19 protein-coding genes and 1 riboswitch are annotated in these 23575 nt (G+C 44.5%); of the genes, 11 read left to right on the forward strand and 8 right to left on the reverse strand.

Going from position 1 to position 23575, the window contains the following annotated elements; all coding sequences use genetic code 11:
- Positions 1–12: 12 nt before the first annotated feature.
- Positions 13–2679, forward strand: coding sequence for a PQQ-dependent sugar dehydrogenase (locus LZG73_RS03515; RefSeq protein ID WP_233846185.1), 2667 nt, complete (start codon positions 13–15; stop codon positions 2677–2679).
- 133 nt (positions 2680–2812) lie between these two features.
- Entirely contained in the window at positions 2813–3583 is a 771-nt protein-coding gene (locus tag LZG73_RS03520; RefSeq protein ID WP_233846186.1) for a glycerophosphodiester phosphodiesterase family protein, read from the forward strand.
- Between the two features lie 65 nt (positions 3584–3648).
- Here LZG73_RS03520 and metX read toward each other — a convergent pair whose 3' ends face one another.
- The gene (metX, locus tag LZG73_RS03525) at positions 3649–4698 is read right to left on the reverse strand and encodes a homoserine O-acetyltransferase (protein ID WP_233846187.1); all 1050 of its coding nucleotides are present in this window, start codon (positions 4696–4698) and stop codon (positions 3649–3651) included.
- Between the two features lie 124 nt (positions 4699–4822).
- A riboswitch (SAM riboswitch) is annotated at positions 4823–4931 on the reverse strand.
- 138 nt (positions 4932–5069) lie between these two features.
- Here metX and LZG73_RS03530 point away from each other — a divergent pair.
- The 3 genes from LZG73_RS03530 to LZG73_RS03540 all read left to right on the forward strand — a co-directional run bounded on the left by LZG73_RS03530 (position 5070) and on the right by LZG73_RS03540 (position 7360).
- Positions 5070–5999, forward strand: a complete 930-nt coding sequence (locus LZG73_RS03530) for a M20/M25/M40 family metallo-hydrolase (protein ID WP_233846188.1) — start codon at positions 5070–5072, stop codon at positions 5997–5999.
- A complete protein-coding gene (locus tag LZG73_RS03535; RefSeq protein ID WP_233846189.1) occupies positions 5996–6466 on the forward strand; it encodes a DinB family protein in 471 nt (156 codons plus the stop codon). The genes LZG73_RS03530 and LZG73_RS03535 overlap by 4 nt, the downstream gene beginning before the upstream one ends.
- Before the next feature lie 102 nt (positions 6467–6568).
- Positions 6569–7360, forward strand: coding sequence for a PhzF family phenazine biosynthesis protein (locus tag LZG73_RS03540; RefSeq protein ID WP_233846190.1), 792 nt, complete (start codon positions 6569–6571; stop codon positions 7358–7360).
- 29 nt (positions 7361–7389) lie between these two features.
- Here the strand turns inward: LZG73_RS03540 and LZG73_RS03545 are convergent, their stop codons facing one another.
- Positions 7390–8271 (reverse strand): DMT family transporter, encoded by an 882-nt coding sequence (locus tag LZG73_RS03545; protein WP_233846191.1) that lies wholly within the window; start codon positions 8269–8271, stop codon positions 7390–7392.
- A gap of 73 nt (positions 8272–8344) precedes the next feature.
- Between LZG73_RS03545 and LZG73_RS03550 the strand changes: the two genes are divergently transcribed.
- A complete protein-coding gene (locus LZG73_RS03550) occupies positions 8345–9736 on the forward strand; it encodes an OmpA family protein (protein ID WP_233846193.1) in 1392 nt (463 codons plus the stop codon).
- Positions 9737–10407: 671 nt separating this feature from the next.
- On the opposite strand, the gene pth is transcribed toward LZG73_RS03550, so the two are convergent.
- Entirely contained in the window at positions 10408–10968 is a 561-nt protein-coding gene (pth, locus tag LZG73_RS03555; protein WP_233846195.1) for an aminoacyl-tRNA hydrolase, read from the reverse strand.
- Between the two features lie 66 nt (positions 10969–11034).
- Here pth and pyrR point away from each other — a divergent pair, with 66 nt between their 5' ends.
- Complete coding sequence (pyrR, locus tag LZG73_RS03560; RefSeq protein WP_233846478.1) at positions 11035–11574, forward strand: bifunctional pyr operon transcriptional regulator/uracil phosphoribosyltransferase PyrR; 540 nt, start codon at positions 11035–11037, stop codon at positions 11572–11574.
- Positions 11575–11580: 6 nt separating this feature from the next.
- Here pyrR and LZG73_RS03565 read toward each other — a convergent pair whose 3' ends face one another.
- Entirely contained in the window at positions 11581–13131 is a 1551-nt protein-coding gene (locus LZG73_RS03565; RefSeq protein WP_233846197.1) for a hypothetical protein, read from the reverse strand.
- A 161-nt stretch (positions 13132–13292) separates the two neighbouring features.
- On the opposite strand from LZG73_RS03565, the gene argS reads away from it, so the two are divergent.
- The 4 genes from argS to LZG73_RS03585 all read left to right on the forward strand — a co-directional run bounded on the left by argS (position 13293) and on the right by LZG73_RS03585 (position 17124).
- Positions 13293–15071, forward strand: a complete 1779-nt coding sequence (gene argS, locus LZG73_RS03570) for an arginine--tRNA ligase (protein WP_233846199.1) — start codon at positions 13293–13295, stop codon at positions 15069–15071.
- A 106-nt stretch (positions 15072–15177) separates the two neighbouring features.
- Entirely contained in the window at positions 15178–15762 is a 585-nt protein-coding gene (locus tag LZG73_RS03575) for a glutathione peroxidase (RefSeq protein WP_233846201.1), read from the forward strand.
- A 74-nt stretch (positions 15763–15836) separates the two neighbouring features.
- Positions 15837–16214 (forward strand): DUF5618 family protein, encoded by a 378-nt coding sequence (locus LZG73_RS03580; RefSeq protein ID WP_233846203.1) that lies wholly within the window; start codon positions 15837–15839, stop codon positions 16212–16214.
- A 16-nt stretch (positions 16215–16230) separates the two neighbouring features.
- On the forward strand, positions 16231–17124 hold the full coding sequence (locus tag LZG73_RS03585; RefSeq protein WP_233846205.1) for a 1,4-dihydroxy-2-naphthoate polyprenyltransferase: 894 nt from the start codon (positions 16231–16233) through the stop codon (positions 17122–17124).
- Between the two features lie 7 nt (positions 17125–17131).
- Here LZG73_RS03585 and LZG73_RS03590 read toward each other — a convergent pair whose 3' ends face one another.
- The 4 genes from LZG73_RS03590 to LZG73_RS03605 all read right to left on the reverse strand — a co-directional run bounded on the left by LZG73_RS03590 (position 17132) and on the right by LZG73_RS03605 (position 23556).
- Positions 17132–18913, reverse strand: coding sequence for an SGNH/GDSL hydrolase family protein (locus LZG73_RS03590; RefSeq protein ID WP_233846207.1), 1782 nt, complete (start codon positions 18911–18913; stop codon positions 17132–17134).
- A 73-nt stretch (positions 18914–18986) separates the two neighbouring features.
- Positions 18987–19436 (reverse strand): DUF4920 domain-containing protein, encoded by a 450-nt coding sequence (locus LZG73_RS03595; protein WP_233846209.1) that lies wholly within the window; start codon positions 19434–19436, stop codon positions 18987–18989.
- A 27-nt stretch (positions 19437–19463) separates the two neighbouring features.
- The gene (locus LZG73_RS03600) at positions 19464–22838 is read right to left on the reverse strand and encodes a PKD domain-containing protein (RefSeq protein WP_233846211.1); all 3375 of its coding nucleotides are present in this window, start codon (positions 22836–22838) and stop codon (positions 19464–19466) included.
- A 97-nt stretch (positions 22839–22935) separates the two neighbouring features.
- Positions 22936–23556 (reverse strand): ABC transporter ATP-binding protein, encoded by a 621-nt coding sequence (locus tag LZG73_RS03605; protein WP_233846213.1) that lies wholly within the window; start codon positions 23554–23556, stop codon positions 22936–22938.
- Positions 23557–23575: the final 19 nt, after the last annotated feature.

Raw genomic sequence — 23575 nt, forward strand, 5'->3', positions numbered from 1 at the left:
ATTCCTAACCCTTTGAAGACATTTTTACTAACCCTTTTCGCAGCGGCAACTTGCCTTTCGCTGTCAGCCTTTTTCACAAAACCCATTGCCAAAGCGCCCGCAAATGATGCGCCCGACAGCACACGTTTTACGCATATGACCCTCGCGCAAGGCCTGGACGAACCCATGGAAATGGCGATTCTGCCTAATCTGGACGTGGTTATTGTGGAGCGAAAAGGGGATGTAAAATTGTATGTTGCCAAAGAGAAACAGATCAAAACAATTGCGCACATCAATGTTTACAGCGGAATTGAAGACGGGTTGCTAGGAGTCGCTGCCGATCCGGATTTTGGCAAAAACCATTGGATTTATCTTTATTATGGCGTGGCTGGTGATAAAAACGTGAGTCACCTTGCGCGTTACGATCTGGTGGATCAAAAATTAAATTTTGATTCTAAAAAAGTGCTGCTGGAAATTCCTACTCAACGCACTTATTGCTGTCATTCAGCAGGTTACCTGACTTTTTCAGACGGCCTCCTCTATCTATCAACAGGCGACAACACCAATGCAGAGGAAATAGAAGGACACAATCCCACAGACGAGCGACCGGGGAGACAACTTTCCGATGACCAGGGAACGACGGCAAATAGTAAAGATTTCCGTGGTAAAATATTGCGGATCAAGCCGCTTCCCGACGGCACTTATGCCATTCCCGAGGGAAACCTTTTTCCAAAAGATGGCTCTCTGGGTTTTCCGGAGATTTATGTAATGGGCTGTCGCAATCCGTTTCGCGTTTCTGTGGACCCGAAGACTAAATTTGTATATTGGGGAGATGTAGGCCCGGATACGAATGTGCCTGCGGAGGAAGGATTTTTAAGTTATGATGAGATCAATCAGGCCAGAAAACCGGGATTTTTTGGTTATCCCTATTTCCTGGGAAACAATGAGGGTTTTCCCAAATATGATTTTGAAACAAAGAAAGAGGGACCCAAACAGGATCCTTTGCATCCCATCAACAACTCGCCCAATAACACTGGAATTAAAGAGTTGCCGCCAGCGCAGCCGGCCATGATCTGGTATGGAAAGGGCGAATCGAAGCGCTGGCCGATGGTTGGAAAGGGGGCGGCAAGCGCGATGGCAGGCCCGGTTTATTACAGCGATATGTATCGCAATGCAAAATATAAATTGCCCGAATATTACAATGGAAAGTTGTTCATTTACGAATGGATCCGCAAGTGGATCATGGCTGTAACATTGGACAAAGATGGAAATTATGTAAGTATGGAGCCGTTTTTGCCGCATTTGAAAGTGATTGCGCCTATGGATATGCAAATCGCGCATGACGGGGCGATTTACATGCTGGCTTACGGGACCAACTGGTTTGCCAAAAACACAGATGCCGGACTGATCCGCGTAGAATATTCAGAAGGAAACCGAAACCCGATTGCGGACATAAAGGTGGACAAAACCGTTGGCGCTGCTCCGTTGACAGTAAATCTTTCGGCTTCTAGTTCAAGGGATTATGATCAGAATGACAAACTGACTTACCATTGGCAAGTGGCCGACAAGACATTAACCGGGACAAAGATCAGCCATACAATTACAAAGCCAGGCATTTATAATGTTGCCTTAACTGTGTCTGACCAGGCTGGCGGATCGGGCGTGGCAACTACACAAATTAAGGTTGGCAACACGCCTCCCGATGTCACAATCAGCACAACTTCCAACCGCAGTTTTTACTGGGATAATGTTCCTTTTGATTACAAGGTAATTGTGAAGGATGCCGAGGATAAATCGCAGGTGGAAAAGAACATTAAACTTGCATTCGATTATTTGCCCATTGGGAAAGATTTTGCGGCTGCATTGTCAGGCGCAAGTCATGGAAGTTTGCGTTATGCTGCGACGCAGACGTTTTACGCCTCACTGGATTGCAAATCTTGTCACACAATGGACACCAAATCAATCGGGCCGGCCCTGAAAGAAATATCGAAGCGATATGCAGCGCAAACGGGTGCGGCTGAACAGCTTGCGCAAAAAATTATCAAAGGAGGAAGCGGCAATTGGGGTTCTTATCCCATGCCCCCGCATCCGGATCTGACCGCGGCGCAGTCGCGTGATTTGGCTGGATACATTCTGTCACTCACGGGTGAAAAACCGCAAATGGCCACGCAGGGAAACATTAATTTGACGGAACACATTGGACAAGGCAATACAGGCGCGTATGTTTTGACGGCCGATTATACGGATAAGGGCGCAAACGGCATAGAACCATTGAAGAGCAGCGCGGCAATTGTTCTGAAAAATCCACTAGTACAGCTGGAAGACTTCGAAAAAGGGAATGTCAGCGTTTCAATTGGCACTAAAAACAATGGATTTGTAACATCCGTCCCGGCTGGAAATGGAAAGTTTGTCAGCTTCACGAACATTGATCTCAATCAAATTAAGCGTCTTAAATTCCGGGTGGTGGGCGATGGCGATGGCGGAACACTTGAAATCAGGGAAAGCGGCGTCGACGGAAATTTACTAGGCTCAGTGAATGTCAAGGGAAACAGTTCGCAAGACATTAAGATTGATTGGAAAGAGCTGGCAACCGACATCAAACCGGTTAACCGAGCGACAGACATTTATCTGGTTTTCAAAAATCCAGACAGCACTAAAAAACTGCTTTTTTACATTGATTGGATGTATTTCGAAAGATAGCGCGCGCTAAAAGTTAACATTGAGCTAACATGGCTGAGGGAAAGAAGCCTTAATTTTCGAGTCTGCTCCGGACATTCGTCCAGGGTAAATTGAGTTCGAAGTATTCTTTTTGTATTGTTCCAAATTTAAAAAAATGAAAAAATTCTTATCCGTAATTGCAGTTACAATCCTCAGTCTGATGGCTTTCGAAGGCATGTCTCAAAATAAAAACAAAGTGATTGCACACCGTGGCGCTTGGAAAAATACGGGCGCAACTGAAAATTCAATCGGTGCACTGGAGCATGCGATCAAGCTGGGTTGCTATGGAAGTGAGTTTGACGTGCACATGTCGGCCGATTCGGTTTTGTTTATTTTGCACGACCACGCCATTCAGGGAACGCACATTGAAAAGACGAATGCACAGGAGCTTTCGCAAATCAAACTCGCTGACGGATCTGCGCTGCCAACTTTGGAAGCCTATTTGAAAGCAGGCGCGAAACAAAAGAAAACGCGTTTGATCCTCGAAATAAAATCGTCTTCGATCAGCAAGGAACGCTCGCTCGCTTTGGCAGCCAAATGCGTTGAAATGGTGAAGAAAACGAAAACGGAGCGCATTACGGATTACATTGCATTTGATTTTGATGTGTGCAAAAAAGTAAAAGAACTGGCTCCAAAAGCGCATGTGGAATATCTAAACGGTGATAAAACGCCTGACGAAATCGAAGCGGCCGGATTGGACGGCATCGACTACCATTTAAGCGTTCTGAAAAGAAAACCGGAATACATTACAGAGATCCGCGACAAGAAATTGACGACCAATGTCTGGACCGTCAACGACGAAGAATCGATGAAATGGTTTCTTGAAAAAGGCGTTGATTACATCACGACCAACGAACCTGAATTGCTTTTGAAGATTACAAAATAACCATTATCAAGCAAAAAAGCGCAGCTGCGGAATGTCCGGAGCTGCGCTTTTTTAAGTTCTAAAACTTAAATTCTGGCTGTTTGTAATTGTCCGTTCGTTTCTTGCCAAGCCCTGATCACCTGATTAAGCTGCTTGTATTCAATTAAAAAGCCATCGTGCCCATAAAGGGAATCGATTTCCTGAAAAGCCGCATCGGGAATGTGCCGGGCGATAAATTGCTGTTCGGATAATGGAAACAGCAAATCGGATTTAATGCCTAAGACCAATGTTTTTGCTTTTACCAAACCCAAAGCATGCACAATTCCGCCCCGGTTGCGGCCGACATTGTGTGAATCCATGATTTTTGAAAGCGTCCAGTAAGAATATGCATTGAACCGCTTCACGAATTTATCGCCCTGATATTGCTGGTAAGACGATGCTCTGAAATCATCGATCTGGTCGGGATTGTCGCGGGCCTGGGTAAAATTATATGTGTCGTAATTCCGGTACGAAAGCAACGCGATGGATCTTGCAGCACGCATGCCCATGCTTCCAGCGTCATCGGTGTTGTCTTTGAAAGTCGGGTCGGCCTCAATCGCCATTCTTTGCGATTCGTTAAATGCAATCCCCCAGGGCGAATGCAGCGCATTAGATGCGATAACAATTAATTCTTCAAACAAATCCGGCACTTCAACTGCCCACTCAAGCGCCTGTTGCCCACCCAATGACCCGCCTATGCAGATCTTTATCTTCCTGATTTCCAGTTCCTGACGCAACAAGTCCATCGCGCCCACCACATCCCGAACGGTTACGACCGGAAAATCGCGATAATATGGTTTCTGTGTCCGTGGATTAATGCTCAGCGGACCGGTTGAGCCGTAAGCCGAGCCCAGCACATTGACACAAACAATAAAATATTTGGCAGGATCAAAAAACTTGCCTTCTCCCACGAGACCATCCCACCATTCGGCTGCATTGGAACTGCCAGTGAGCGCGTGACATATCCAAATGATGTTGCTTGCATCGTCATTTCGCTTTCCATAGGTGGTGTAGGACAACTCAAAGCCTGGCAATTCACCGCCCATTTCCAGCGCGTAGGCGTAAGGATATTTAAATGTTAGTTGTTCCGCTTGCATAAGTGCCAGAGCACAGGATTTAATTCAAAAATTTAACAAACTGATCCGTGAAATTCACAGAAAAGGTGCGAGAATAAAGCCATCCGGCTTACGGAAATTTCTAACTGTAAGTTCACGCGAATTGAGTTTATATCTCCTAAATAACTTAGGTGGGAATTAGCACCTTTCTCCATTGTGGTAGCAGGTTGCCAGAGGTTCTTAGAGCCCATTCTCTCGCCTCTTCTTTATAAATCAATCGCACACAAGGTGAAGCAATTGACTTGATGTTGCAATATTAAGCCTGGATGCCTGAAAATGCAAATAAAAGCGCAAATTCTATTTTGCAGGCGATTCAGGCAGTTTATCTTTGTCGTTTAATGTCACTCCACTCGATGAAAAACTTTTTGTTCCTGTTTCTTTTTGCTTGTCAATGTTCTTTTGCCCAACTGCCTTCTCCCGAAAATCTTTCCAAACACATTTACAAGCTCGCTTCGGACCAAATGAAGGGTCGCGGAACGGGGAGCAAGGAGAATAAAAAAGCTGCAAAATATGTGGCCACACAATTCAAGAAATACGGGCTGCAACCGAAAGGCACCAAAGGTTTTTACCAGCCATTTATTGCCAAAGTTAGAAGAGTGAGCGTGCCGGATAGTTTGCGGGAAACCAACAATGTGATCGGTTATCTCGACAACGGAGCTGCATATACAATCGTTATCGGCGCGCACTTCGATCACCTGGGATTGGGCAAACAAGGCGGCTCGAAAGCCGATAAGCCGGAAGGACAAATCCACAATGGCGCAGACGATAATGCATCGGGTGTGGCAGGACTGTTGGAGCTTGCAAGATATTTTTCCAAAAACACTGCAAGAGAGCCTTACAACTTTCTGTTCATTGCTTTTGGCGCGGAAGAGTTGGGTTTGTTAGGTTCACGTCATTTTGTAAACAATCCAACATTGCCCCTTGAAAAGATCGATTTTATGTCCAATATGGACATGATCGGTCGCTATGATGCAGGCCGGGGCGTGGGCATTGGCGGCTTCGGAACCAGTGATGAATGGCCTGCAATCTTCAAGGATGTTCAGAGTGAAACAAAGTTTTTTACAGATCGCGCAGGAAGCGGCGGCTCTGATCATGGCTCGTTTTATGCAAAAAAGATCCCCGTGCTCTTCTTCCACACAGGCGGCCACGACGACTATCACAAACCGACGGACGATCCTGAAAAAATAGATTTCAACGCCGCTGCGGGCATTTTGGCCATTCAAATTCAGTTGATTGAAAATGCTATGAAATTGCCAAAGCTTAAATTTACCGAGGTAAAATGAAAGAATATTTTCACCGGCTTTTCAGTTTCAATGACTGGGCTAACAAAAGCATCATTGGCTGTTTGATTGAGAATAATGTCAGGCACGAACAGATAATCAAGCTGACGAGCCACTTGCTACATGCGCAGCACAATTGGTATAAAAGACTGGTGAACCAACAAAATGATACGCCGGTATGGGAAGTTCTTCCGCTGGAACAAATGCTTGCATACTCGGACAAGAACACGCAACAATGGCTTAATTATCTGCAATTACATGATGAAAATGACTTCAAACGGGTGATATCCTATTTCAATCTAAAAGGGTTGCATTGTTCGAATGAAATCCAGGACATTCTGACTCACGTCGTTAATCATTCGACTTATCACCGTGGGCAGGTTGCACTTTTCATCCGCGAGCATGGCTTTGCGCCGCCTTCGACGGACCAGATCATGTATGCGACGCTGTTCTCAAAAACCTTTGAATAATTATCCGATTCTAATAATATTATTAAAAATTTCCAGACTGAACTTCCTTTAATAGGGAATCTTTTTTATACCTTGTTGGTGCTAACCCCATTAAAGAACTACATGAAACTATCCATATACCAGATTGATGCGTTTACTGATAAACTGTTTTGTGGAAACCCTGCTGCGATTGTTCCTCTAAATGAGTGGCTTCCGGACGAGACAATGCTCAACATTGCTGCTGAAAATAACCTCGCCGAAACGGCTTTTTATGTTCCCAATGAAAATGGTTTTCACATCCGCTGGTTTACACCGTCTGTCGAAGTTGACCTTTGCGGACACGCAACATTGGCTGCGGCTTATGTAATTTTTAATATTCAGGGTTATGAAGGCCATTCGATCCGATTCGATTCGCGGAGCGGCGAGCTGATGGTTGAATGCATTGATGACTGGCTTACATTGAACTTTCCGGTTGATAATTTCCACATTGCCGTGCCGCCGCCTGCGCTCATCGAAAGTCTTACGGACACCACAATGGTGGAGGTTCACAAAGGCAAAACAGATTATATGGTCGTGCTGGAATCAGAGGATGCGGTTAAAAATCTTGATCTTGACATTATTGTTTTGTCTACCATTCCTGCAAGAGGAATTATTGTGACTGCCGCAGGAGATGATGTCGACTTTGTTTCGCGCTTCTTCGCACCGCAATCCGGGATTGATGAAGATCCGGTAACGGGCTCAGCGCACACAACATTGATTCCTTATTGGGCTGAAAAACTAGACAAGACCGTCATGACCGCCAAGCAGTTATCCAAACGCGGCGGTTATCTCAAATGCGAACTTGTAGGCGACCGTGTTCATATTGGAGGGCAAGCGAGGCTTTATTTGAAGGGGGAGATTTTGGTTGATGAGTAATTTTGAATGAATGAGTGAATGAGTGTTAATTACTTATTCTTTGTGGCGAACCTTGTTCGCTGGCCGGCATATAGTCCGGTTATTACCAGAATCGTCCCGATTACCGTGTAAATGGTAATTGGCTCGGACATAAGCCACCAGGCGAAGAAAAAGCCGAAAAGTGGACAAAGGAAAAGCCATAACGATGCTTTCACCGTGTCAATGCGGAGGAGATAAAACCAGCAAATGAGGCCTACAATCGAAACGGCCAGACTTAGCCACAACACGGGAAACCAAAAGGTTTCATCCCAAACAGTTGTTGAAAAGTCAGCGAACATAAACGTTGCCGGCAGCAAAAAAACACCGCCCAGGAGCACTTGCCAGCCATTGATCAGCAGATTTGGCAATTCCCATTTGACTGTTGCATAGTAAACACTCGCCGCCGAAACGGCAATCATGCTGATGAGAAGCAATGTAATTCCCGTAAATGTGGTGTGACTGTCTGAGAGTAAGGGATAGGTCGCGACGCCAACACCTGCCATTCCCAATATAATTCCAAACCATTCTTCTGCACGAGGACGCCTTTTGAGCCACCACGAGGACAATAAGACAATGATCAACGGATTCGTGGAAACCGCCAGACTGCCGATTCCTGCGGTGGTAAATTTCATTGCATACACGTAGAGGCCGAGGTAAAGCGTTGTATTGAGGAAACCAAACAGCGCAAGCTGTTTCCACTCACCTTTATTCGGTAATCGGAAAGACTGATCTTTTCCCAACAGATAGGAAAAAGAGAGGAGCAAGATACCAGCGATAAAGAACCGAACGTTTGCCAATATTAACGGAGCAGCTGACCGGACCCCGAACTTGGTGGCCACAGATGCAGATGACCATAGAATGGAAAAAAGAAGACCAATAGCAATGTTTTTCACGCTTGAAACGAGTTATGGCCCAAAAATACGCGATGCGTTTCGGCTTCCCCCCGCAGTTTTTATATTTTTGGGCATGATTAGCAAAAAAAGTGTAAGGTGTATTCTTTCAATTTTACTCTCCGGACTCTGTTTTCCCGTCTTTTCGCAAAGCCAGTGGACTTACGACTTCAATAACGGTCTCAACCCGATTGAAACTGGCGGGCCTGCTTTGAAAGTGCTGGGTGAGCCTGGGAAATACATTAAAGAGAAAATTCCGGGCTCGGATGACCTGAGCAGAACGATTTATCAATTCGAAAAAAATAGCGGATTGCAGTTTAATAATGCGGAGGCCAAAGGATTTTTGAGCAAATCTTTTACTGTTGAAGTCTATTTCAAAATGGAGGAGCTGGACAGTTGGAAACGCGTTTTAGACTTCAAAAACAGGAAGAGCGATTACGGAAGTTACATTTATGATGGCAAGCTGAATTTTTATGATTTTGCAATTGGCGAAAAAGCGCCCGTGCGCGCCAATCAATATGTGCATTACGTTTACTCGCGTGATTTTGAAACGAAAGTTATAAAAATGTACATTAACGGGCAGTCCAAACTGGAATTCAAAGATCCGGGAACGGAAGGAATGCTAGATAATGATCAGGTGCTCAATTTGTTTCAGGATGACTTGATTGCAAACCACGAGTCCAGTGCAGGATCCATTGTGCTGATCCGCGTTTACGATCGCGTGATGACGCCCGTGTTTATCAGAAGAAGTTATCAGACAATCAGCAAAGCTGCAAAAGAGCCCATTGCAAAAAAAGAAGAGAAAGAGCCTGAACCAGCACCAGTTACGAAAGAACCTGCAAAAAGAAGATCCGACCTTGCAGTTGTAACCGGGCGTGTATATGATGGTCGCAACCTGAAACCGGTTAATGACGCCGATGTAATGGTCCGCAATTCACAGGGAGACTCGCTAGTTGCTCAAACAAAAACGGTGGACGGCGTGTATAATTTCGAATTGCGGCCGCACGAAACATATCGCATTTCTGCCCAGGCAGATGGTTTTCAGTCCAAAAGCGTTTCTGTGAAGGTCAGCAACCGCTTTGAAGAAGTGAAATCGCTGATCAGTCTTTCCGCTGCGACTTATGACACGCCGCTCACAACTTTATATTTCACGCAGAGTACAGATGTGTTGGAAGACAATGCTTTGGCAGGAATTGATTCACTGGTTTCTTATTTCGAGAAAAGGGACGATTTGAAAATCATTTTGAAGGGGCACACGGACAACACAGGTGATTTTGCCAAAAATCTTGAATTGTCTAACAAGCGTGTGGAAACCGTTAAGAGTTATCTTTTAGGAAAGGGAATCCCGGAGAATCGGATTTCAGGATCGGGATATGGATCTGCGCAGCCCAGCCGAGCGAATCAGACGGAGGCTTTAAAACGTTCAAATCGCCGTGTTGAGATTTGGGCCGAGCCTATAAAAAGATAAAGCCATCTCACTGAGACGGCTTTATACTGACTATTCCTAAACCCTTAACCTTTTCTTATCTTATATATCTTTTGCAATTGACGGCATTCATTTCATTGAATTGACTCAACTGCAAGCATATTAATTTTTCTAAAACTTTAAAAGCCTAAAATGACTTTGCTTCTGTTGCCTGCAATGAACTGTAATTTTGCAAGCGTCTTAATGTTATAAAGTAACAATGTTCTCAATCATACTCCAATTTTCTCGCTTACAAACTTCAAAAACCTTCGGCTGATATACGGCGTAAAATGATTTTCAGATTTACGCTTAAACATTGCTTATTTACCTTTCTCAGCGTTTCGAGTGACTTATGCCGTATTAACTTGTGACTGAGCGACTAACGAAACTGACTAATGTATAACAAAGGTAAAAATATAAATTTAAATTCCTTGGATTTATTCAATTTATATTTAGGCGAACCGTGATACAAAGATCTTGATTAATTTCGAAATTACAAGCTTCTGAGGAATCGGCTAACAAAATTATATTTGGAATGAACGCCGCTTCTAACCGTAAAAATTACTATAATATATCAAGATTTAGCGTTGCGAGTCAATAATATTTTGATAAAATCTATTTTTACAAAATAAACTGAGATCTTGAAATATTTATATTTTCTTTAAAATGTTCAATCATTGGTTATAATTATTCATTGTTGTTTGTATTCCCAAAGTACAAAAAGCAAGGACCATATCTCCGGCAGTGTCCAAAAAGATCGGCAGTTCCGTCATTTCTTCATTGGAAAATGGTTTTAACACATAATCTACTTGCCTCCCTCTTGGAAAATTATTTCCGATCCCAAAGCGCAAACGAGGATAATTAGACGAGGCCAGCAGTTCCTCAATATTTTTCAGACCATTATGTCCGCCGTGGCTACCCTTCGGTTTAATGCGCAGCGTCCCGAATGGCAGTTGCAGCTCATCTAAAATGACCAGCAGGTTTTCTTCCTGAATTTTGAACTGGTCCATGTAGTAACGAATCGCCTTTCCGCTAAGGTTCATGAATGTTGTTGGCTTAATAAAATATATCTGTCGGCCCTTATGCTTCCATTCGGCAACGAAGGCTAACTTCTCAAATGAGAATTTGAAATCGTGCTGCGCGGCAAGCCTGTCCAGCACCATAAATCCTATATTATGCCTTGTGAATGCATACTCCGGACCTATATTTCCCAATCCGGCAATCAGATATTTCATTTAGTAAAAGTTTTTGATTTCGTTTTTGAGCACTTAATTTAGGCTAAAATTCAGGGAAATTACATGGTGCCCCAAAAACGATTGATATTAAGCAGCCCGTTGTTAGAGATCATGACCAGCCGGTTGTGCCAGGAACTCATTGAGAATCACCAGGATTTCAGCAACTCTGTGGTGATGGGATTGCAGCCCAGGGGTATTTATTTCGCCGAACGCATTATCGCAGAATTAAGGGAACGCACGGGAAAGAACATTCCAATGGGTTACCTTGACGCGACTTTTTACAGAGACGATTTCAGAAGAAGGGAATCTCCACTGCTGCCTAATAAAACCAATGTGCCTTTTCTGATCGAAGGCAAAAGAGTGATCCTGATTGACGATGTGCTGTCGACCGGCCGCATGGTGCGGGCTGCACTTGATGCTATGACAGCATTCGGACGTCCGAAAACGGTTGAATTAATGGTGCTGATTGACAGACGTTATAACCGTGAAATCCCGATTGATCCTAATTACGTGGGCATGCAAGTGAGCACGGTTGAGAGCCAGCGCGTACAAGTGGAATGGAAAGAGCAAGGCTTTGAGGCTGACCACATTTGGATGGTGGATTAAGCCTCGTTAGCGCGGTCGCGAAGCTTCCGCTTTTGTGGCTTTTCCGATATCTTCCGTTTTGTAAGTCAGCTTGTTAATGTAAAAAACCTCTCGCCCCTGCCCCACTGAGGAAGTTCCTATGCGCTGCATGCCATATGCCAGAAAATACTGTCCATACCAGGGAGAAAGATAATTATCCTCATTATTAAGCACTTTTTCCTTTTCTGATTTGGCAGTGATCTTGAATTTCTCGCTTTCCACAACAACCTCATTACGGCTGATAACTTCGGTGTGAATTTCGCCTTCCTGCGGATAAGCCAGCACAAAATAATCGTCCACAGGCGTTATCTGCACCATTTCCTGCAAATCGTAACTCGTCAGATCTTTAATGGTAATGCAATTGTCCCAAAGAAACTTTCCAGCCTTGTCAAATCCGCAAACAATGGCGTGTGTATAGCGATATCCTTCCAGCGAGCGTGAAATATAAGGCCTTGAAATTCCGCCTGTTACAATGGGACTGCTTGATCTCTGATTGGGATAATAAACTTCTGCCACAAGCACAATTTCATTTTCCGTTTGGATCAGTTCGTGGACCAGCAACCTGTAACGAAACTTGTTTTCCTTACCCATGCTTTTGCGTTTGCCAATGCGCTCCATCATGCGCGCGCGGCGCTTGGGCTTCATAAAATTGAAGAAATTTTGCAATTCGGAAAATTCAATGAATTGCGGTTCTTGTGGCTCATCATCTTGCACATGCGTAACAAATAACCCCTGCGAATATTGCGTGCAACCAACTGAATAATTACCAATTAAATAAGAGTCATCCGGATTCAGCGGCACAATTTGACCCGAAATAAAACTATATCTTGGGTCACTAAGCGTCGTCTTTTTGAGCAGCTTACCCTCGTAATTGTACGTTTTGATCTCAAAAACGCAGTTTTTTTTCCGGAATGCGTAAGTGATTACATTAATGTAACCGTCCACCTCATTGATGTCAACATTGTTAAGCTCCGTGTTCTTTTCAAAAAGTCCGGGCAGAACGCGCGTTGTGTGATCAAAAAACGAATGCACAATTACCACCGGACGGGATCTGTAATATCCGGAAACAAGCGCCTTACTGCCGATCACTTTGAAATGCTGGACGTCGACACCCGATAACAAATTGCCTTTATAAGTGTCAATCGACCCGTCATTGTAATTCAATTGCATGAAGAGAAAGCGGTCTGTGTCGGGCTCTGCAAATATCCAGTAACCACTCTCCTCACCTTTGTAAGCCATCACCGGAATATAACGGAAATCGAGCTTGTAAGTCGTTTTCCAAATCACTTTCAGCGTGCTGTCATATTTTACAAATTGCCACTGCTCATTTCTGCTATTGGACCATTCGTTTCCCCTTATAACGGACAGCAAACCCTGCTCTCCCAGGCTAAAAACCTCAAATTGTTCGGTTGAAGTGGGGTTAGCCGGAATTTCCAGACGATCGGACTGTTGTAGCTGCGCATAGGCTCCCCAAACGGGAATTATGCTCAAAAACAGCATCCAGTAAAACCGGGACCAATGTAAAGAATGGTTATTCATAACTTCTTCCTTCAGGGGTGTAACTCGCTTCAATATTTACCCTAATTTTGCATCAAAAAGGATAACATTGCTATTAATATTATAAATAATTTTATTCAAATAAAAACTTGGAGAAATGAAACTCAGATTCTGAGAAAACGCCTCCAATTACCCCATCATTCATGACGATTGAAGCAATTTTGAGGGACGACATTCAAAAAGCAATCCAGAAGCATTTTGATATAACCGTTGAAGACATCATTTTACAACCGACAAAAAAGGAATTTGAAGGATTTTACACATTTGTTACTTTTCCGCTTACCAAGTCTATAAGGAAATCACCGGCTGATATCGGGCAGATTATCGGGACTGAGCTCGCTGAGCACTCTTCGGTTGCTTCCAAATTCAATGTTGTTCAAGGTTTTTTGAACATCAGTCTGAAAGATACGACGTGGTTGGAACTGTTCACAGACGTTTTTACCGATTCCAATTTCGGTTTTTTCCCGTCAAACGGGCAATCGGTTATGGTGGAGTTTTCTTCCCCTAACACCAATAAGCCGCTCCATTTGGGGCATTTGCGGAACAATTTCCTGGGCGAATCTTTGTCTAAAATCCTCAAAGCCAGCGGTTATGACGTTGTTAAAACTTGCCTCGTCAATGATCGCGGGATTCACATTTGCAAATCAATGCTCGCTTACCGTGAGCTTGGAAATGGCGAAACACCCGAATCAAGCGGCATTAAGGGCGACCACCTGGCTGGGAAATATTACGTTATGTTTGACGTAGAGTATAAAAAGCAGATTGCTACGCTGAAAGAGCAGGGAATACCTGAGGATGAGGCGACTAAGAAAGCGCCCTGGATTCTTGAAGCGCAGAAATTGCTTTTGCTTTGGGAAAGTAATGATGCAGAAACGGTCGCTTTATGGCACAAAATGAACGGCTGGGTTTACGAAGGTTTCCGTCAGACTTACGACAAAATCGGTGTTGGTTTTGATAAAACATATTATGAATCAAACACTTATCTGCTAGGCAAAGACATTATTGAAGATGGTTTGCAAAAAGGTGTTTTTTATAAAAAGCCGGACAATTCTGTTTGGATCGATTTGACGGAAGAAGGTCTGGACGAAAAACTCGTGTTACGCGGTGATGGAACTTCGGTTTACATTACGCAAGATCTCGGGACGACAGAACTGAAATTCAGCGACTTTCATAACAACCGTTATTTGTGGGTTGTGGGCAATGAGCAGGATTATCATTTCAAAGTCCTTTTTGCGATCCTGAAAAAATTGGGAAGACCGTACGCGGACGGTTGTTATCACATCAGTTACGGAATGGTGGATTTGCCATCAGGAAAAATGAAATCGCGCGAAGGAACCGTCGTTGATGCCGACGATCTGGTGGATCAAATGATCCAGACAGCAGCGGACAGAACGCAGGAGTTAGGTAAAATAGATGATTTTGACAGTGCGGAGGCAAAACAGCTTTATAATCAGCTGGCACTTGGTGCATTAAAATATTTTCTGTTAAAAGTTGATCCGAAAAAGAGAATGCTCTTTAATCCCGAGGAATCAATTGATTTTCAAGGGCATACGGGACCATTTATTCAATATACATATGCCCGCATCCGTTCAATCATGCGAAAGGCGGAACAAGCAGGCATCCAAGCAGTAATTCCACCCGTAAGTTATGCGTTACATCAGGCAGAAAGGGAGTTGATTTTCGCATTGTCACAATATCCGGTTCGTGTACAAGCGGCTGCTAATGAGTTTGCTCCGTCGGTGATTTCGTTGTATGCATTTGAGCTGGCAAAAGTTTACAATCAGTTCTATGCGGAAGTGTCTATTTTCTCTGATCCCAACCCGGATGCAGTCCAATTCAGAGTTGCATTATCGGGGGCTGTTTCTGAAACAATTCAGAAGGCTTTGGGGTTATTAGGCATAGAAGTTCCGGAGCGAATGTAGTGAGCCGGGTGGTTGGGAATGTGGAGTTGAGAAGCCGCTAGAATGCATTGAATGTCTTGTATTTCACTTTTAATTACATATTCTAACCAATAACCAAACTACAATTATGAGCTTTTTAAAAACATTATTCATTATGATCACGAGTTTGATAACCGGCCTTTTCGCCGACAAGTCGGAAGTTGCGAAAAAGCCTGACTTTGATGTTGTTGCGAAACAATCACTTTATGACTTCAAGGTGAAGTCATTGGTAGGCAACAAAACTGTTGATTTGAGTAAATACAAAGGCAAAAAAGTGGTAATCCTGAATGTTGCTTCCAAATGCGGTTATACCAAGCAATATGCAGACTGGGAGAAATTCAACAAAGAGCATGGCGACAAAGTGGTTGTTTTGGGTTTCCCTGCTAACAATTTCGGTGGACAAGAGCCAGGCACAAGCGAAGAAATCGCCACATTCTGCTCAGCAACTTACGGCGTAACTTTTCCCATGTTTGAGAAAGTGTCCGTTGTTGGTGATGATCAAGCGCCAATTTACAAGTGGCTCACATCCAAACACTTGAACGGCTGGAACGACAAAGCGCCGACTTGGAATTTCTGCAAATATGTTGTGAACGAAAAAGGTGAATTAACCAACTTCTTTGCTTCAAAAATATTACCAACTGATCCTGAGTTTTTGACTGCGGTTGGCATTTAATAAAAGCTTCCTTACTTTCAGGCTGCAAAACGTTTGCAGCCTGAAATTTTACTAATCACTTACACAACACTAACATGAACAACATTACAGAAGCAAAGCGCTACATTTCTAACGCCAAAGAGATTTTAAGAGAAAAGGCGGTAAAGGAAAACGGTGTTTACAAAGATCGTAAATACGTAAAAATGGCTGGCCACACGGCTTATGCTGGCGTTTTGGTTGCCTTAGACAGTGTTTTAGGAGAAAAAAAGACCCGAACAAGGAAGAGCGTTGAATGGTATCAGAGGGAATTATCTATAACGGACAAAAAGATCCTGTCCTATTTTCTGGCTGCTTACGATACCTTACACTTGGCCATGAGTTATGATGGAAATTTAAGTGCAGGCGTTTCAAATGAAGGTTTGGAGCTTGCAGAAAAAATAATAAACTGGGCCGAGCAGAAAACGCAGGCCTGATTTTACCCAACATTGAATGAATCCCTGGATTGAAGCAGCCCGCCCCCGCACATTGCCCCTTGCGCTTTCTTGTATTTTAATGGGCTGCTTTTTGGCGGCGTCGAATGGCACATTTAGCTGGCCAGTTGCGGGATTAAGCGTTTTAACGACGATTTTACTGCAAGTCCTTTCCAACTTTGCCAACGACTATGGTGACGCAGTGAACGGCAAAGACACCGAATTACGCGAAGGACCACGTAGGGCGGTGCATTCCGGGCACATTCATGCTGCAACAATGTTAAAGGCCATCATTTTGTTTTCCATTTTAGCATTGATTTCCGGGATTTCGCTTTTAATTATTGCATTGAAAGGCGCTCCTGCCAACACCTTCTGGGTTTTTCTTGGCATTGGCATTGCCTGCATTATTGCCGCCATTACATACACGGCTGGAAAACGGCCTTATGGTTACGTTGGTCTGGGCGATTTGTCGGTGTTGATTTTTTTTGGATGGGTCGGTGTGTTGGGCAGCAGTTATTTGCACACGCATGTCTGGGATTGGGGGTTACTTTTGCCCGCGTCAAGCTGCGGACTTTTCGCGGTTGGTGTTTTAAACATTAACAACATTCGCGACATTGAATCCGACAGAGCAACCGGCAAAAACTCGATTCCGGTGCGATTGGGGCGCGAGAAGGCGATTGCTTACCACTGGACAATCTTAATTATTGGAATGCTCTGTGTTCTGGTTTACACCATGCAACATTTCTCAGGCTACACCAGCCTTATATTTTTGCTCAGCTTTCCGCTATTCATTAAAAACGGACTCGCGATTTCGAGGTTGAAAAAAGCGAGCGAACTGGATCCTTACCTGAAACAAATGGCACTTTCCACATTGCTTTTTGTGATTCTGTTCGGGATAGGAATCATTTTGTGAACCGACGTTATTTCACAAATGGCTTAATGGCATCGCCCAACAATTTGTAACCTCTCGCGTTGGGATGCAGACCGTCCGAGAAAAACGACTCGTCTATCTTTCCGTCTTTTTGCAAAAATACTCGTCCCGGATCCAGATAATTAACATTCGTCTCGCCGGTTAATTGCGCCAATTTTTCATTGATCAATGCCACTCTTCCCTCCTGCTGCCTTCTTGGATAAATGCCTAACATGGTGATTTGCGCATTGGGCTGATGGAATCTAATCGCGCCGATCAGCACGCGCCAGCCTTCCAGGATTTCGTCATCCGAATTCAATTGCAAGTTGTTGGTGCCAATGTTTACAAAAATCTGTTTAGCCGCAAACCCGTCCAGTTCTCCGTGGTTAATGCGCCATAAGACATTCTCAATGCGGTCCCAACCGTAACCCATGTTCCTTGCGTTTTTACCAAATGTATTGTCCCAGGAGTCGGCTCCATTCGCGCGCGGTCCTTTCGGAAGTCCGCCCCAGAAATGTGTGATGGAATTGCCGATTATGACAGTTTCAGGCGCATTTTTCTTGTTAAGATCTAAAATTTCCCGATGCCTCGCTTCCCAATCGTAATTGTTAGGTTCCCGCATTTGAATCACCGGCTGCGTCGTTGAAACTGTCCCTTTATATTCGTGCAAGATCTGGCGCAAGTGCATTTCATATCCTTCCGCATAACGCATCATTCCGAGGTCATTCGGATGCGTGCCGTCGACTGTTGTTTCAATATCTTGCCCGAAATCCGCTTTCGGAATGATATACAATTCCTGAATGCCTTCCGATTTTAACTGCGCAAATGCTTCTTTCAATGTCTCATTTACTTCGCTGTAAAAATGTTTGCTTTGCGGATTAATGTCCTCATCCGTGTAACCCGCGTGCGATGCGAGCACAATGGGCGTTTTTGGATGCTGCTTACGGAGCGTTCGCGTGGTGGCAAGAATCCGGCTTTTTACGTCTTCAATGGTCAGGCCAAGTTTTGAATCCGGGCGAATGGTGAGGTTTGGCAAACAATCGAGCACAAATATTTTGGCGTCAATTTCTGATACAATGCGCACCACTTCCTCTTCAAGGCGCCCGTTTCCCGAAAATCCGAGGTTAACAAGCGGATGATCCAGTTTTCTTCCCAAAATCGCCGTCCACGCCAATCCTGGACGCGACGCGCAAGCGCCGTGTGCGATGGATGTGCCGTAAATAACGATAGGTTTGTCAGGTCTGGTGGCGAGCGGCGTAAACTCAGTTCCGTCCGGCGTTCCGATTTCCAGCCATTTGACACTATTGTATAAAGGAAGATAAAGCCTGTATTCGCGCCCTCTTTTGTGATAAAAATCATTGGGTTCCAGGCCTTTAAATGTGTACGTAATCGTATCACCAAAAGCATATTTCCCTGCACACCAGCGCCAGTCGCCATCGCTGGAAATCGCGTAAAGGTCCACGCCGCTCACACCCGTCGCCGGCATATGCGGCAGTGCGTGCTTTCCATTGACGACATATCGAACGCTTATTTCAGAAGCATTGGCCCGGAACCGAAGCATTAATCCCGCGGATTGGTTTGATAAGCCCCAAACCTGCTCCCTAACCTGCTTTTCGGCGCGAGCTGGCAACCTGTCATATGAATTCTTCACTTCCTTAGGCCAAGCTTGCCCTTCCAGAACCGGAAATGTTGCCGTCTGCGGGTTCCACCAGTTTATCCTGGCAGTTTGTGCAAATGTTAGCTGAAAAGAGAGGAGTAACCCTAGACAAACAGAGGCAGTTTTGAACTTCATAAAAAAGAAAAATGGACACTTTGGATATTTCCAAAAGTGCCCATTCGCTTATTTCTTACTTTGAAGAAAAGAATTATTTGACGATCACGCCATCTGCAATAAAGGTCAGCTCGTCCTTAGGCTCGGTGATTTTTGCGATCTCCTCTTTGCTTTGCCCCGCATCTTTGGCATAATGTTGTAAATGCTCGACAGGAATTGTTTTCTTCTGCGCCTGTCCTTCAAAAACAACCGTTTTGCCTGTAATGTCTTTTGGAACAAAGAATCCGTAATCCTTGAACAGCACGCGCATCGTTTCTCCATTGTCAAGTTTCACAAGCATCCAGCAACCTTTCACCTGACACACGGATTCTACTTCACCGCTCACTTTGGCAGCCATCTCCGTTTTATCACCCATCCTTTCAGGCAAAGCGCTTGCCTTAATGGCTTCTAGCTCCGTAATTTCCTTGCCAAAATGATTGTTAGTCTGAGCCTGCGCAGCCAATGTGCCCATTACAAGCATCATCAGCATCATTACATTTTTCATGTCAATATGTGTTTAAGTGTAAAATAGTTATTCCAAAACTTCGACCCAACCTTTGCAATGATTGCCCTGCGGCGTGTCAACAACATAAAAATACGTCCCATTGCCAATGCCTTTGCCCCAATCATTTTTGTAATCCGTGGTCTTGAAAACAGATTTGCCCCAACGATTGAAAACTTCCAAAGACGCTGGCAAAACAGGCACGACGAACAAATCATTTTTCCCGTCACCATTTGGCGTGATCACGTTGGCCAGCGTGAACGGCGGCGCAGCCGTTACTTTTTTGGAGGCCGAAATTGCGCAACCAGCTTTGTTATAAGCGGTTAGTGTAACCGTGTATTCGCCGGGCGTTTCGTAAATATATTCATTAATGTTCGGTTCTGTTACAGGGTTGCCTGTGCCCAGGTTCCACTCATAACGCGTCGCATTCTGCGTTTTGTTGTCCATGGAATAACTAAACGGCGCATTACAAGCTCCTCCCGATTGCGTTATTTCGAAAATCGGCTCAAAAGATCTGTCAACCTTAACCGTAATCTCCCGAAATGGTCGGCAGCCGTCTGCGTAAACGCCTTCGATGCGGTAAGTCGTTGTTTTCTCTGGTTTCACCGTGACTGACTTGCCAATTGTTTCTTCCAATCCTTCATTCGCCAGCCAGCGATATTGCGTTCCGTCTCCCGAAACGCTCAGCACAACCGTCGCTCCCGGACAAATCTCCACATCCGGCATATCAACGAAATCTGACTTCTTATCAACCGCAACTTTCACATTTTCAGTCACTTTACAACCGCTCGCATTGCTGATCTCAACTGAATACTCGGAAGTTTCCTGCACAGTGACAAATGGCATTGCGCTCGTCGCATTATCGATTCCGGTGGTCGGCGACCATTTATATTGTGTTCCTCCGGACGCCCAAAGCTGCAATTTCGTGTTTTCACAAACAGTCGTGTCCGCTTTAATTTTACTGTTCAGCGTTTCTACGATGATCTTTTTTTGCGCAACATCCACTCTTTTACAACTTAGACGATTGTATGCCTTTAAAGTAATAGTGTATTCACCCGGTTTTGTAAAAATATATTCCGACTGGTCTTCTTCCCGCGAAAACGTATTTCCGCCCACGTCCCAAATGTAATCGACGCCACCTTCGCTGGTGTTGACAAATGAAAGCGACAGCGGCGCGCAACCGCGCAACACATCTTTGGTGCTTCCGGAATACACATCAAAATCAGCTTTAAGACGATCAATGTCTATTTTGAACGCGGCATTGTTACAATTATCGCTGTTGTTTGTCTTGGACCAAGCTTGTGGTGTAACCGGAAACCCGCTGCCTCCGCAGGCACAAGTTGCGTGATATATTGTCCCATTTTTGTCAAAACGGCTTGTTCCCCCATCCACGTGGTCGCCCTGAACTGTGCCTGATCGGTCGCGGCTGCCGAAATAGGTGGCATATAAAAGTGATTTTGCTCCCTGTTCTAAAATGGCAATGTAAAAATTGTTTCCATTGGTCAAAGACTGAATCGCGTCATCCGTCACGACGAGACCACGTGTGGTGCTGCTTGTGTTGTTTCCGGTGGAAGCATTCACACTGCCTCCCCATCCTGCCAGATAAATATTTCCGCATTCGCTCACCAGAAAAGCCGTCGGTGAAATGTCCGGAACGCCCCGGCCCGACCCGATAACGGTGGAAAAAACTGTTTTGGACAAATTTGCGTCCAATGCATGCACGAACTGCCCGCTTTTCGCATTCTGGTAAACGCCCTGGCTTACAGGGTAAGCGCCGTTTGTGAGGCCGTAAACATATACATTGTTACTTTGGTCAAGGTCCAATAAGTAAGCGCCATCCTGATTTGCTGTGCCCAAATAAGTTGCGCCTGATAATTTATCATTGGCATAATGCACAACAAAACCATCTTCCGTCCCGCTTAGATCTTTCTGATAAGCGGTTGCATTCGTAGGGAGTTTGGCGCTCTGTGTGATGCCAGCTACGTAAATATCGCCATTCGCCGACAGCTTTAAAGAATTTGCAGCATCCCATTGATTTCCGCCAATATATGTGCTCCAAAGCAAAGCATTGAGCGTGGCATTTAATTTAAAAACAACGCCATCCTGCATGCCCGCCATTTTATCCTGCACCGGGTTTTTGACAGGAAAATTGGTTGAATTGGTTGAAGAAACAACCAGCACATTATCATCTTTGTCTACGCCGATCTCTCCCCTGAAACTATCTCCATAGTTTTTGATCACTACATTGTCCGTCATACTCACGCCATCATTTCCGTTTCCGCCGACGAATGTTGATGCAGTGAGCTGCTTGCCGTCCAGGCTCAGTTTGGAGATAAAAATATCGCCGCCGTTTTCAAGATCTAGTCCTGAAATGGGAATAACCTTCGTTCCGCCACCGAATGCAGTTTGAAATGCGCCGGTCCGGATCGGGAAATTTTTGGAAGACGTCGTGCCAAGAATTAATAATTCCTTCTTGCTGTTGACGATTAAGCTGCTTGGGATGTCGACGTGGCTGCCGCCGATGAATGTTGCGTATACAAGTTTGCTTCCGTCGGGTGTGAATTTCATGATCGAAACGTCAACCAAGCCTTCAAATTTAGTCTGGAATGCTCCGACCGTTGCAGGAAAATTAGCTCCAAAAACAGTTCCGCCGGAATATAAATTGCCCTCGTCATCGTAAGTGGCCGTGTGCCCCCAGTTGTCAGCAACCGAGCCGGAATAAGTTGAAAAAATCAATTCCGGGTCAATGGTGAGATTTTCTGACTTGTTATAAGCTTTTGGAATGTCAAATGTGGCCACATTGTCTGCCGATAACACGAATTTGGACGACACTTCCGTCGTTCTCGCATTGGCCTTTTGAAATGAATATGGCTCTGCTTCTTTAAACTGCCCAATGCTTGTTTTTACAACGATTTGTCCGGTTTCGTTAATGCTAACTTTTTCAGCACCATTGTATTTCATTCGGATAAGGGAAGGATCGGCCTGCGGATGCACGATGAACTCGTATTTAAGCGTCATCTGGTGCAAATAAACGCGCATATCAATTCCAGGATAAAGATTTTGGTAAATAACTTCTTCAAAACCCTTCACACCGCCAGCCCAACGGCTTTCTTCTTTCCCCAAAAAATAATTGAAACGTGTCTCGACGGGAAGCTTTCCGGCATGTTTTACATCGAGTGAAGCTCCTTCAAACTTAACTTCCACGCCATGCGCGGCAATGTTTGAATCATTGGCTCGTGCCGCAGCTGACACCGCACGTTGCTTGCCATGGTTGGCCGAAACTTGCTTGGCATCATATAACACATAAACGAGCGATTGCTTTTTCAGGAAAAGGAAGCCTCCGGGGATTTCTGTGCGGAAAAGAATGTCGGAATCCCACTGACCGCGGTTTTCAATAAAATGCATTCCTGCCGCGACAGAATGAGCGGCGAAGCAAGAAAAGAAGAGGGAAATTAAGATTGTAGCACGTAAAGTTCTCCGCATAAAATGCTCCGCTGTGTTTCTATTTGAACGCAGAAACCGAAATGATATTTTTACAAAATTCATATTCCTGCTGCACATTAGAACCGAGCAAAACAAGCTGATTCTGTGTGTGATGCACCACATGATCGAGATACCAATTGATGCCCTGAACATCCAGATTTGTCGTCGGTTCATCCAGGAAAATAATGGGAACGTCGGACATAAACGCAAGGCCTAATTTCACCCGCTGTTTCATTCCTGAGGAAAAGTGGCGGATGGTTTTGTTGCTCGCATGCGGGAGTTGGATAAATTCCTCAAAATCTTTGAACGACAATCCGTTTTTGAATGGCTTAAACTTGCTGTGAAATTCAATGAGCTCACGAAGTGTAAATTCTTCAATCAATTCAAGATAAGGCGCGGCGATCACCAGATGTTTATACCAATCATCAACTTCCACTTCCTTTCCCTGCAAATTCGTGTAAGTAATAATGCCCTCAGAAACAGGCACCATGCCGGTTAGCAGTTGCAGTAATGTCGATTTTCCACTTCCATTAGGACCGACAAAAACATATTGTTGCCCAGCTTGCAAAGCGAAGCTCGCATTTCGAATAATCCACTCCTTGACAAATTTTTTCCCTATTTTCTCAACTGTTATCTGCACTTTTCAAAACTTTGAATAG

Source organism: Dyadobacter sp. CY326, from assembly GCF_021390515.1.
Lineage (GTDB): Bacteria > Bacteroidota > Bacteroidia > Cytophagales > Spirosomataceae > Dyadobacter.